This window comes from Roseococcus microcysteis (assembly GCF_014764365.1).
Taxonomy (GTDB): Bacteria; Pseudomonadota; Alphaproteobacteria; order Acetobacterales; family Acetobacteraceae; genus Roseococcus; species Roseococcus microcysteis.
This window is the reverse complement of sequence record NZ_CP061718.1, coordinates 4,064,204-4,076,218: the sequence shown is the minus strand read 5'-3', so window position 1 is coordinate 4,076,218 and position 12,015 is coordinate 4,064,204. Positions and strand designations below refer to the sequence as shown.

The window sequence follows — 12,015 nt, the reverse complement described above, 5'->3', positions numbered from 1 at the left end:
TCGTCGCCGACGGCGCGAAGCAGCCGCACCGATCCAGGCTTACAGTTTGCCTTGTTCCTTCAGCACCTGCTCCGCCATGCGCAGCGCGTCAATGGCGGCGGGGAAGCCGCAATAGGCGACGGCGTGGGTGAAGACCTCGCTGATCTCCTCCGCCGTGCAGCCATTGTTCAGCGCGGCCACCAGATGGATGCGGAGTTCGTGCGGGTGGTTCAGCGCACACAGCATGCCGAGCGTGATGAGGCTGCGCTGCTTGCGGTCGAGATGCGGGCGGGTCCAGAGGGTGGCGTAGGCCATCTCCTCCGACAGGGCGCGGATGGCCTGGTTGAAGGGGGTGGTGCTGGCGTCGCGCGCGTCGGTGTAGGCGGCGCCCAGGATTTCGCGCATCTCCTGCCGACCGCGGGCGCGCAGCGTGGCGTGGGCTTCCTGTTCGTTCATCTTCGTTCCTCCCGGCGTTGACCGCACCGGGTCATTTCGCCACGGGTCGGCCCATGGCGCAAACGTGACGGCGCTACAGCTTCCCCTCTTCCTTCAGCACCGCCTCGGCCATGCGCAGCGCATCAATGGCGGAGGGGAAGCCGCAATAGGCGACGGCATGGGTGAAGACCTCGCGGATTTCCTCCGCCGTGCAGCCATTGTTCAGCGCGGCGACGAGATGGATGCGCAGCTCCTCCGGATGGTTCAGCGCGCAGAGCATGGCCAGCGTGATGAGGCTGCGCTGCCTGCGGTCCAGATGCGGGCGCGTCCAGAGGCTGGCATAGGCCATCTCCTCCACCAGCGCGGCGACGGGCGCGGTGAAGGGCGTGGTCGCGGCGTCATGCGCCTCGGTGAAGGGCGCGCCCAGGATTTCGCGCATCTCCCGCCGGCCGCGGGCGCGCAGCGTGGCGTGGGCCTCGTCTTCAGTCGTCATCGGGGGTCCTTGAGGCGTCGGGTTCGGGGCGGCCATGGCGCATGCGGCCGCGCGAGAGCTCGGCCACCACGCCGTGCAGCGTGCGCAGCTCCTGCTCGGTCACTTCGCCACGGGTGAACCAATGGCGCAGATTGCGCACCATGCCGGGGCGCTTGGCTTCGTTGCGCAGGAAGCCGCAGGCGTCCAGCTCCGCGATCAGGTGGCCCATGAAGTTTTCGAGGGAGTCGCGGGTGGCGACGCCGGTCTTGTGGGTTTGCAGCCGCACGGGCGGGGTTTCATCGGCCGCCACCCACCATTCATAGGCCAGCACCATGACGGCCTGGGCCAGGTTCAATGACGAAAATTCCGGGTTCAGCGGGTAGCGCACCAGCGTGTCGGCGCGGGCCAGGTCCTCGGCCTCCAGCCCCGCGCGCTCGGGGCCGAAGAGGATGGCGGTGCGGAGGTTGCGGGCGCGCAGGCCGCGCAGTTCGGTGGCGGCGGCGCGGGCCGTCATCACGGGCATGATGACATGGCGCGGGCGCGGACAGGTGGCGAAGACGCGGTGGCAATCGGCGATGGCGTCGTCCACCGTGGGGTGGACCGTGGCGGCGTCCAGGATGCGGTCGGCGCCGGAGGCGGCGGCCCAGGCGCGTTCCTTCGGCCAGCCCTCGCGCGGCGCCACCAGCCGCAGGTGGAACAGGCCGCCATTGGCCATGGCGCGGGCGGTGGTGCCGATATTCTCGGGCAGTTGCGGGCGGACGAGGACGATGATGGGCGTCTCGCCCTCCGGCGCGACAAGGGGGCGGCGCCTTCCTCACGCATCAGGCTCTACGCCACGTCGTGCCGCCGGCGCCATCCTCCAGGATAATGCCCTGGGCCTTCAGGTCGTCGCGGATGCGGTCGGCCTCCTTCCAGTTCTTGGCGGCGCGGGCGGCGAGGCGGGCGGCGATGGCGGCCTCGACCTCGGCATCGCCGCCACCCTGGCGCCAAGCGGCGGCGTCGTGCAGGGGCAGGCCCAGAATTTGCGCGGCTTCGAGAATGGCGGCGCGCGCCTCGCCCGGTGCCGGGTCCCAGGGGGCGGGCGTGCGGGCATGCACGGCGGCGGGGGAGCCGCCGACGGAGGCGACGTTTTCCAGCGTGCGGAGGTCGCGCAGGCGGGCGAGCGCCAGCGGCGTGTTCAAATCGTCATGCAGGGGTTCGAGCACCCATTCGACCATGGCGGCGGGCGCCTCGGCCTCGGGCGCGGGGCGGGCAAGCATGGCGTAGAAATCGTCCAGTTCCGCCTTGCACTCGTCCAGCGCGACGAGGGTGAAGTCCAGCGCCGCACGGTAATGCGTGCGCAACAGCAACAGCCGGAACGCCTCGCCCGCCCAGGGGCCGCGGGCCAGCACGTCCTGCACCGTGAGGAAGTTGCCGAGGCTCTTCGACATCTTCTCCCCATCCACCAGCAGCATACCGTTGTGCAGCCAGGTGTGGGCCATGAAGGGGGTGCCGAAGGCGGCGCGGGATTGCGCCACCTCGTTCTCATGGTGCGGGAAGAGCAGGTCATGCCCGCCGCCATGGATGTCGAAGGTCTCGCCCAGATGGCGCCAGGACATGGCGGAGCATTCGATATGCCAGCCAGGCCGCCCGCGGCCCCAGGGGCTGTCCCAGCCGGGCGTGTCGGCGTCGCTGGGCTTCCACAGCACGAAATCGCCGGGGTCACGCTTGTAGGGGGCCACGTCCACGCGCGCGCCGGCCAGGAGTTCGTCCTGGTTGCGGCCGGAGAGTTTTCCGTAGTCGGCGAAGCTGCCCACGCTGAACAGCACATGGCCCTCGGCCGCATAGGCGTGGCCGCGGGCGATCAGCTTTTCCGTCAGCGCGATCATCTCCGCGATGTGGCCGGTCGCCGTCGGCTCCACATCGGGGGCCAGGCAGTTCAGCGCCGCCATGTCGCGGTGGAAATCGGCGGTGGTGCGGCTCGTGATGGCGCTGATGGGCTCGCCGCTCTCGCGGGCGCGGGCGTTGATCTTGTCGTCCACGTCCGTGATGTTCCGCGCATAGGTCACGCGCGGATAAAGCCGCCGCAGCAGCCGCGCCAGCACGTCGAACACCACCACGGGGCGGGCGTTCCCCAGATGCGCCAGGTCATAGACGGTGGGGCCGCAGACATAGAGGCGCACATGGCCGGCATCGAGCGGCGTGAACGCCTCCTCGCGCCGGGTCAGGCTGTTGTGGAAGCGAAGCTGGGGCATCTGGGAAATCCGTGAGGGCATGGGCTGGCGGGCGCGCAGCAGGTGGCGCGATGTCGTCAGCGACAGGTCTTGCTCTGGCCCATGCGGGGGTTATGCGCCCGCTTGGGCCCTTGTTTCAAGGCTGGAGCGAGGCCGCCAGCCGCGCCTCGGTCCGCGCGCGGCCGATCAGGGGCAGAAGCTGCTTCATGTCGGGGCCCTGGTCCTCGCCGGTCAGCGCCCGGCGCAGGGGCAGGAACAGCCCCTTCCCCTTGCGGCCGCTGATGGCCTTGAGCGCGTTGGTCCAGCTGGTCCAGGTCGCGTCGTCCCAGGGTTCGGGGGGCAGATTCTCGCGCGCGTGGGCCAGGTATTCGGCTTCGTCCGGCTGGGGGATGGGCGCGATGTGGCCCTGCACCACCTCCCACCAGTGCTTGGCCTCGGGCAGCGTGTCGAGATTGCCGCGCACCGCGTCCCAGAAGGCCTCGGTGGCGCCCTCGGGCAGGCGGGGGGCGATCTCCGCGAAGGGCAGCGCGTGCAGCAGCTTGCGGTTCAGCCCCATCATCTGCCGCGGGTCGAAGCGCGGCGAGGAATGGGAGACGGCGCCGAGGTTGAAGCCCGGCAGCAGGTCACGCGGGGCGCCCGGCGCGGGGTCGTGCGAGGTGCCCAGCCCCGCCAGGTAGCCGGTGATGGAGGCGGCCTCGATCCCGTCACGCCGCAACTGCCGCAGCGAGAGGCTGCCGATGCGCTTGGACAGCGGCCCGCCATCGGCATCCGTCAGCAGGGGCAGATGGGCGAAGGCCAGCTTGCGCGGATCACCGCCCAGCGCCGCGAAGAGGTCGAGCTGGATGCCCGTGTTGGTCACATGGTCCTCGCCACGGATCACATGGGTGATGCCCATGTCCAGGTCGTCCACAACGGAGGTGAAGGTGTAGAGGGGCGAGCCATCGGCGCGCACCAGCACCGGGTCGCTGATGGCCGAAAGCTTCACCGCGCGGCGGCCCAGCACATGGTCCTGCCATTCGACCGTGGTGTTGGACAGCTTGAAGCGCCAATACGGCACCTTGCCATTGGCCATGGCGCGGGAAAGCTGCTCCGGCGTCATCTTGAGGGCCGCACGGTCATAGAGGGGCGGGCGGCCGGCGCGGCGCTGCTGCTCGCGCTTGTACGCCAGTTCCTCCTCGCTCTCGAGGCAGGGGTAGAGGCGGCCTGAGGCCTTCAGCGCCTCGGCGGCGGCGGCGTAGCGGTCCAGGCGGTCGGACTGGCGGACCAGCTCGTCCCAGTCGAGGCCGAGCCAGCGCAGGTCCTCCTCGATCGCCTCGGCATAATCCTGGCGGGAGCGCTGGGTGTCGGTGTCGTCCAGGCGTAGCAGGAGGTGGCCGCCGGATTTGCGGGCGAAGAGCCAGTTGGCGAGGGCAATGCGCGCATTGCCCACATGCAGATGCCCCGTGGGAGAGGGGGCGAAGCGGAGTTTCATCTGGGGCCTATTCCTCGCCGTCGTCTTCGTCGGCGTCGCCGCGGGGGTCGAGCATGCGCCAGTTGCGCTCCTCCCGGTCGCGGCAGGGGGTGGCGGTGAAGTGGGCGAGTTCGGTGGCGCTTTTCCAGGCGCCGTCCTCCACGCCGCCCACCTCGGCATCCTCGCCGAAGGCGAACCAGGCGTCGCGCACCTGTTCGGGCGTCATGCCGCGGGCGCGGCAGATCTCGACACTGTCGCGCACGCGACGGCGGGCAAAGGCATTGGCGTGGGCGAGCGAGGTGAAGCCGCGCACCACCTCCACCGGCTCCGTGCCATTGGCGCCGGAGAGGTCCAGGATGCGGACCTCGAGGCCCTCCGGCGGGGCGAGCAATTCCTCGCTCATGCGATCAGCCCCGTGAAGCCGTTGGTGATGGGGTAGCGGCGGTCGCGGCCGAAGGCGCGGCGGCCGATCTTCACGCCGGGCGGCGCCTGGCGGCGCTTGTATTCGGCGCGGTCCAGCATGCGCCAGACGCGCAGGACCAGGGCGCGGTCGAAGCCCTTGGCCACCATCTCATCCACGCCGCGCTCCTCCTCGACGAGGCCCATCAGCAGGGCGTCCAGCACGTCATAGGGCGGCAGGGTGTCCTGGTCCTTCTGGTCGGGCTTGAGCTCGGCGCTGGGGGGCTTGGTGATCACGCGGTCGGGCATCACGGGGCCACGCGGGCCCCGCGCGTCATGCGGGACATTCGCGTTGCGCCAGCGGCAGACGGCGAAGACGTCGGTCTTGTAGACATCCTTCAGCACGGAATAGCCGCCGCACATGTCGCCATAGATGGTGGCGTAGCCCGTGCTCATCTCGCTCTTGTTGCCCGTGGTCAGCAGCATGTCGCCGAACTTGTTGGACATGGCCATCAGCGTCACGCCACGGATGCGGGACTGGATGTTTTCTTCCGTGATGTCGGGCGGGCGGTTGCCGAAGGCCGGCGCCAGCATGCCCGCGAAGGCCTCCATGGCGGGGCCGATGTTCACGCTCTCATAGCGGATGCCCAGCAGGCGGGCGCATTCCGCCGCATCCTCCAGGCTTTCCGCGCTGGTGTAGGGCGAGGGCAGCATGACGGCGCGCACCCGGTCCGGCCCCAGCGCATCAGCGGCGACGGCGGCGGAGAGGGCGCTGTCAATGCCGCCCGAGAGGCCGAGCACGATGCCGGGAAAGCCGTTCTTCTCCACATAGTCGCGCAGGCCCAGCGTCATGGCCGCGTAGATCTGCGCCTCATGGCCGAGCGGCGCGGCGAGCGGCTGGGGCTCGCAGCGCCACCCCTCCCCTTCATGCCCCCAATCGGTGACGACCATGGTCTCGGTGAAGGAGGGCAGGCGCACGGCCAGGCTGCGGTCGGCGTTCAGCACGAAGCTGGCGCCGTCGAAGACCAGCTCGTCCTGCCCGCAATTCTGGTTCAGGAAGACGAAGGGCAGCCCCGTCTCCACCACCCGCGCCACGGCGAGGTCTATCCGCGCCTCGCTCTTGTCCAGCTCGAAGGGGGAGCCGTTGATGGCCAGCAGCAGTTCCGCGCCGCTCTCCACCAGGGTTTCCGAGACGGCGGGGAACCACCAATCCTCGCAGATCATCAGCCCGATGCGGGTGCCGCGGAACACCACGGGGCCGGGGGCCGGGCCGGCGTCGAAGACGCGCTTGTCGTCGAAGACGCCGTAATTGGGCAGCTCGTGCTTGGCGCGGCGGGCCACGATCTTCCCGCCATCGAGCAGGAAGGCCGCGTTGTAGAGTTTCCCGCCATCCTTCCACGGGCCGCCGATGATGAGGCCAGGCCCGCCATCGGCGGTGTCCGCCGCCAGGGCTTCGATCTCCGCCACGCACATGTCGTAGAAGGCGGGCTTCAGCACCAGATCCTCGGGCGGGTAGCCCGCGATGCTGAATTCGGGCGTCACCAGCAGGTCCGCGCCCTGGGCGGCCGCCTCGGCGCGGAGGCGGCGGATCTTGGCGGCATTGGTCCGCAGCGCGCCCTCATGGGGGTTCATCTGCGCGAGGGCGATGCGGAGGCGCTGGGTCATGGCGTGGAAGTAGGCAGGGTGCGGGGCGCGGTCAATTCAGCTCCCGCGCCTTTGCCCGTTCTTCCGCAGCAGGAATTCGCGGCCCACCTTCACCCGCGCCACCCCGTCATAGTCCACGATGTCCGCGGTGGCGTAGGTCTCGCTCCAGAGGTCGGGGATGAAGCTGCCGGTGCCGACCAGGTCCAGCGGCGCGCGCGCCTCGGCCATCACCCGGCACTTGCCCACCCCGAAGCCGGAGGAACCCACGATGCGGACCTTGGGATAGCCCGCCGCGTCCAGCGCCTCGCGCACGCGCCAGATGGCGGCGGCGGAAACGCCGGTGCCGACCAGGTGGCGCAGCTCGGTTTCACTGCGATAGCGGCGGATGGCCGCCGGCGCGTGGCGTTCCAGCACCGCATAGCTCTCGGCCGGATCGAGCCCTTCCAGGAAGCGGCCGCCATGGGTGTCGAGCCGCACGGCCATCCGGCCCGCCGCCGCCAGTTCGGGGAAGCGGGCGCAGACGGCCAGGCTGTCCGTGACCTCCTGGCCGAAATAATCCACCAGCACCGTCAGATCGTCGTCCGGGTAGGTGGCGTGGAACATCTCGGCCGCGCGCAAAGTGGAGCCCGCATAGCCGATGAGGGCATGGGGCATGGTCCCGCGCCCGGCCTTGGCGCCGAACCAATGCGCCGTCGCGTCATTGGCGTTGCCGATGAAGCCGCGCGCGCCCTCCCGCTTCGCGGCGGCGCTGCCCACGCTGGCGGCATAGGCCATCATCTCCTGCATCTCCTGGCCGGCGCAGTGCCGCGCCTCCATGGCCAGGAAGGCGGTGCCGGGCAGTTCGAGGCACATCTGGTAGGCGTTGTGCGCGGCCACGCAGGCCGGGCCCAGCTTCTGGAGATAGAGGGTTTCAAGGTCGGCCAGGCAGGCGAAGGAGCCGGTGAGGTAGAGCAACGGGTCGCCCGCCCCCACCCAGGACCCTTCGGGGTATTTCACCTCGATCTCGATGGGTGTGCCACGCCGCGCCGAGACGGCTTCGAGGAATTCCACCGCCAGCCGGGGGGCCGAGACCACCGGCCGGCGCAGGAAGACGGCGTAGGTGACGCGGGCATCGCCGAATTTTTCGACGATGCGGCGGGTGCGGTTGAAATAGCTGTCGGTCCGCCCCGCGATCTCCTCATCCCGCATGGGCGCTACTGCGCGGCCCGGGCGGGGATGCGCTCGGGGCGGGCGCGGTGGGCCTTCAATTCCTCGGCGATGAGGAAGGCCAGCTCCAGCGACTGCTCGGCGTTCAGCCGGGGGTCGCAGAAGGTGGCGTAGTTGGCCGAGAGGTCGGCCGCCGTGAGTTTCTGCGCGCCGCCCACGCATTCGGTCACGTCGCGGCCCGTCATCTCGACATGCACGCCGCCGGCATGGGCGCCCTCGGCCGCCATCACGTCGAAGAAGCGGCGCACCTCGTCCAGGATGGCGTCGAAGCTGCGGGTCTTGTAGCCGTTCTGGGTGGTGGTGTTGCCGTGCATGGGGTCGCACAGCCAGACCACCTGGCGGCCGGCCTCGCGCACCGCGCGCACCAGGGGGGCGAGCTTCGTCTCCACCTTCTCGGCCCCCATGCGGGAGATGAGGGTAAGGCGCCCGGCCTCATTGCGCGGGTTCAGGATTTCGGTGAGCCGCACCAGCTCGCCCGCCTCCATGGAGGGGCCGACCTTCATGCCGATGGGGTTCGCCACCCCGCGCAGGAATTCCACATGCGCGCCGTCCGGCTGGCGGGTGCGGTCGCCAATCCAGAGGAAATGCGCGCTGCACGCATAGGTCCGGTGGTGGGTGCTGCTCTGGCGGGTCAGCGCCTCCTCATAGGGCAGCAGCAGCGATTCATGGCTGGTGTAGAAGGCCGTCTCGCGGATTTGGGGCGCGTTGTCGCTGTTCATGCCGCAGGCGGCCATGAAGCGCAGCGTCTCATCAATCCGGTTGGACAGGCCCTCATACTGGTCGGCCAGCGGCGAGCGCGCCACGAAGTCGAGGTTCCAGCGATGGACCTGGTGCAGATCGGCGAAGCCGCCGGTGGCGAAGGCGCGCAGAAGGTTCAGCGTGCCGGCCGATTGCAGATAGGCGAATTCCATCCGCGCGGGGTCGGGCACGCGGGCCTCGGGCGTGAAGGCCGCGCCATTGATGATGTCGCCCCGGTAGGAGGGGAGCGTCACGCCATCCTGGGTTTCGACATCGCTGCTGCGGGGCTTGGCGAACTGCCCCGCCATGCGGCCCAGCTTCACCACCGGCATGCCGGCGCCGAAGGTCAGCACGACCGCCATCTGCAGCAGCACCTTGAAGCTGTCGCGGATGGCGTCGGCATGGAAGTCGGCAAAGCTTTCGGCGCAATCACCCCCCTGGAGGACGAAGGCCTGGCCTTGGGCAGCTTCGGCGAGCGCGGCCTTCAATCGCTCGCACTCGCCTGCAAAAACCAGCGGCGGAAAGGTCTTGACCTTGGCTTCCATGGCGGCGAGGGCCGCCGTGTCGGGATAGTCCGGCACTTGCCGGATGGGCATTTGCCGCCAGGAATCGGGGCGCCATTCACGCGCCATGGCCGTCACTCCAGTGAAGAAAGGTCCATGACACTAGGACAGGCCCGGGCGCGTGGCTACCTCTGGGCCTATTCCGCCGCGTCAGCGGTGACCCCCGCGACACGCGTGCGTGTGCGCAGCGTCACGAATTCCTCGGCCGCCGTGGGGTGGATGCCGATGGTCCGGTCGAAATCCGCCTTGGTGGCGCCCATGCGGACGGCGATGCCGATGCCCTGCATGATCTCGGCCGCATCCTCGCCCACCATGTGCGCGCCCAGGATGCGCTGGCTCTGCTGGCAGACCACCAGCTTCATCATCACCCGCATGCCGTCCCGCTTGGTGATGGTGTGGCGCATGGGGGTGAAGCGGGTGAGGTAGATGTCCACCGGGCCGCGGCGCGCGGCCTCCTCCTCCGAGAGCCCCACCGTGCCCACGGGGGGCGAGGTGAAGATGGCCGTCGGCACGTTCTCGTAGCTCGCCCGGCGGGGGTTGTTGCCATAGAGGGTGTCGGCCAGGGCGTGGCCGACCGCGGTCGCCATGGGGGTCAGGTTCAGCCGGTCCGTCACGTCGCCGATGGCGTAGATGTGGGGGATGTTGGTCGCGTGGTCCTCGTCCACCGGGATGGCGCCGCCTTCCGCCACCTTCACCCCCGCGCGCTCCAGCCCCAGCCCCTCGGTGTTGGGGCTGCGGCCGGTGCAGAAGAAGACCGCGTCCACATCCCGCGTGCCGTTGTTGGAGAGGCTGAGGAGGATGCGGCCGTCATCGAGGCGCGAGAGGCGCGTGGCGTTCACGCCCCCCTCCATGCGGATGCCCTGGGCCGTCATGGCTTCCGTCAGGCAGAGGCGCACATCATTGTCGAAGCCGCGCAGCACCTGGGCGGAGCGGTGGAAGACCTCCACCTCCGCGCCCAGCCCGTGCAGGAGGCCCGCGAATTCGAGGGCGATATAGCCCGCGCCCAGGATGGCCACCTTCTTCGGCAGCCTGGGCAGGGTGAAGAGGTCATCGCTGATGAGGCCGAGTTCGGCGCCCGGAATGTCGAGCCGCGTGGCGCGGCCACCGGTCGCGACCACGATGCGCTCGGCGGTGACGCGCTGGTCGCCCACGCGCAGGGTGTGCGCGTCCTCGAAGGTGGCGCGGGCGTCGAAGCTGGTCACGCCCGCGCCTTGCAGCAGGCGGCCATAGATGCCGGACAGGCGCGTGACTTCAGCATCGCGCGCGGCGGCGAGCTTGGCCCAGTCATGCGCGCCCTTGGCGATGTCCCAGCCGAAGGCGGCGGCGTCCTCGGCCCAGCGGCCATATTCGGCGGCCTGGACCATGATCTTCTTGGGCACGCAGCCGACATTCACGCAGGTGCCGCCCCAGAAGCGTTCCTCGGCCACCGCCACGCGGGCGCCATGGCCCGCCGCGATACGGGCCATCCGCACCCCGCCCGAGCCGCCGCCGATGACGAAGAGGTCGAAATCATGGGGCATGGGCGGGGTTCCTGGGCCGTTGCGTGACCCCGCCCATGTAGGCGCTCCGTCGCGGCAATGAAACCGGGGCTACCAGCCGATGGCGCGCGGCAGCCAGGTGGCCAGTGCGGGAAAGGCGAAGACCGCCCCCACCGCCAGGATCTGCAGGGCCACGAAGGGCAGCACACCGCGGTAGATCTGGCCGGTGGTGATCTCGGGGGGGGCAGCGCCGCGCAGGAAGAACAGCGCCCAGCCGAAGGGCGGGGTGAGAAAGGAGGTCTGGAGCATCACGGCGATCAGCGCCGCCAGCCACACCGGGTCCACGCCGGAACTCGCGAAGATGGGCAGGAAGAGGGGGACCGCGATGTAGGAGATCTCGATCCATTCCAGGAAGAAGCCCAGCACGAAGATCAGCAGCAGCATGAAGAGGATGTCGGTGTTCACGCCGCCGGGGAGGAAGGCGAAGAGGTCCTCCACCAATTGCTCGCCGCGCAGGCCGCGGAAGGCGAGCGCGAAGACCTGCGCGCAGATCAGCACGAACATCATCATGGCCGTGATGCGCGCGGCGGCGGCGGCACTTTCCCACAGCAGGGTGGCGTTGAAGCGGCGGCCCAGGGCGGTGACCAGCACGGCGCCCAAGGCACCCATGGCCGCCGCCTCGGTGGGGGCGGCGATGCCCGCGATGATGGAACCCAGCACCGCCACGATGAGCCCCACCGGCGGCAGCACCACGCGCAGCAGGCGCAGCAGCAATTGCCGCGTATCGATCAGCGCGCGTTCCTCGGCCGGCACGGGCGGCGCCATGTCGGGCCGCACCATGCCGAGGATGATGACATAGGCCGCGAACATGCCGGCCAGCAGCAGGCCCGGAAACACCGCGGCGGCGAAGAGCGTACCGACCGAGAGGTTCATGATGTCCGCCATCAGGATCAGGATCAGCGAGGGCGGGATGATCTGCCCGAGCGTGCCCGAGGCGCAGATGACGCCGCAGGCGAGCCCCCGGTCATAGCCGCGCTGCATCATGGCCGGCAGCGCCAGCAGCGCCAGCGTCACCACCGTGGCCCCCACGATGCCCGTGGTAGCCCCCATCAGCACGCCCACGAAGACGACGCCGAGCGCCAACCCGCCCCGCAGATTGCCCGCGAGGCGGCCCACCACGGCCATCAGGTCTTCCGCCAGGCGGGACTTCTCCAGCATGACGCCCATGAAGACGAAGAGGGGAATGGCCAGCAGGGTGTAGTTCGTCACCACGCCGTAGATGCGCGCCGGCAGCAGGTTGAACAGCATGGGCCCGAAGCCCAGCCAGCCGAAGACGAAGCCCGAGATGGCGAGCGTCAGCGCCACCGGCACCCCCACCAGCAGCAGCCCGAAGAAGGCGAGCAGCATGGCGATGGCGTAGATTTCCTGGATCGGCATG

General features: G+C 69.7%; 11 protein-coding genes. All 11 read right to left on the bottom strand.

Annotation, left to right across the window (positions count from 1 at the left end; translation table 11 throughout):
* Nucleotides 1-39 precede the first annotated feature (39 nt).
* Nucleotides 40-435, bottom strand: a complete 396-nt coding sequence (locus tag ICW72_RS19745) for a carboxymuconolactone decarboxylase family protein (RefSeq protein WP_191084227.1) — start codon at nucleotides 433-435, stop codon at nucleotides 40-42.
* A gap of 73 nt (nucleotides 436-508) precedes the next feature.
* Nucleotides 509-907 (bottom strand): carboxymuconolactone decarboxylase family protein, encoded by a 399-nt coding sequence (locus ICW72_RS19740; protein WP_223880708.1) that lies wholly within the window; start codon nucleotides 905-907, stop codon nucleotides 509-511.
* Complete coding sequence (locus ICW72_RS19735) at nucleotides 897-1,658, bottom strand: RNA methyltransferase (RefSeq protein WP_191086347.1); 762 nt, start codon at nucleotides 1,656-1,658, stop codon at nucleotides 897-899. Before ICW72_RS19735 ends, ICW72_RS19740 begins: the two co-directional genes overlap by 11 nt.
* 49 nt (nucleotides 1,659-1,707) lie before the next feature.
* Nucleotides 1,708-3,120, bottom strand: a complete 1,413-nt coding sequence (cysS, locus tag ICW72_RS19730; protein ID WP_191084226.1) for a cysteine--tRNA ligase — start codon at nucleotides 3,118-3,120, stop codon at nucleotides 1,708-1,710.
* A gap of 115 nt (nucleotides 3,121-3,235) precedes the next feature.
* Complete coding sequence (gene gltX / locus ICW72_RS19725) at nucleotides 3,236-4,570, bottom strand: glutamate--tRNA ligase (protein WP_191084225.1); 1,335 nt, start codon at nucleotides 4,568-4,570, stop codon at nucleotides 3,236-3,238.
* Between the two features lie 7 nt (nucleotides 4,571-4,577).
* Complete coding sequence (locus ICW72_RS19720; RefSeq protein WP_191084224.1) at nucleotides 4,578-4,952, bottom strand: hypothetical protein; 375 nt, start codon at nucleotides 4,950-4,952, stop codon at nucleotides 4,578-4,580.
* Entirely contained in the window at nucleotides 4,949-6,613 is a 1,665-nt protein-coding gene (locus ICW72_RS19715) for an NAD+ synthase (RefSeq protein ID WP_191084223.1), read from the bottom strand. Before ICW72_RS19715 ends, ICW72_RS19720 begins: the two co-directional genes overlap by 4 nt.
* A 36-nt stretch (nucleotides 6,614-6,649) precedes the next feature.
* Nucleotides 6,650-7,780 carry a beta/alpha barrel domain-containing protein gene (locus ICW72_RS19710; RefSeq protein ID WP_191084222.1) on the bottom strand — a complete coding sequence of 377 codons (1,131 nt, stop codon included), beginning with the start codon at nucleotides 7,778-7,780 and terminating at the stop codon, nucleotides 6,650-6,652.
* Between the two features lie 5 nt (nucleotides 7,781-7,785).
* Complete coding sequence (locus ICW72_RS19705) at nucleotides 7,786-9,168, bottom strand: class II 3-deoxy-7-phosphoheptulonate synthase (RefSeq protein ID WP_191084221.1); 1,383 nt, start codon at nucleotides 9,166-9,168, stop codon at nucleotides 7,786-7,788.
* Between the two features lie 68 nt (nucleotides 9,169-9,236).
* Nucleotides 9,237-10,619: a glutathione-disulfide reductase gene (gene gorA / locus ICW72_RS19700; protein ID WP_191084220.1), complete on the bottom strand. Its 1,383-nt coding sequence runs from the start codon at nucleotides 10,617-10,619 to the stop codon at nucleotides 9,237-9,239.
* Nucleotides 10,620-10,688: 69 nt separating this feature from the next.
* Nucleotides 10,689-12,014, bottom strand: a complete 1,326-nt coding sequence (locus ICW72_RS19695; protein WP_191084219.1) for a TRAP transporter large permease — start codon at nucleotides 12,012-12,014, stop codon at nucleotides 10,689-10,691.
* Between the last annotated feature and the right edge of the window lies 1 nt (nucleotide 12,015).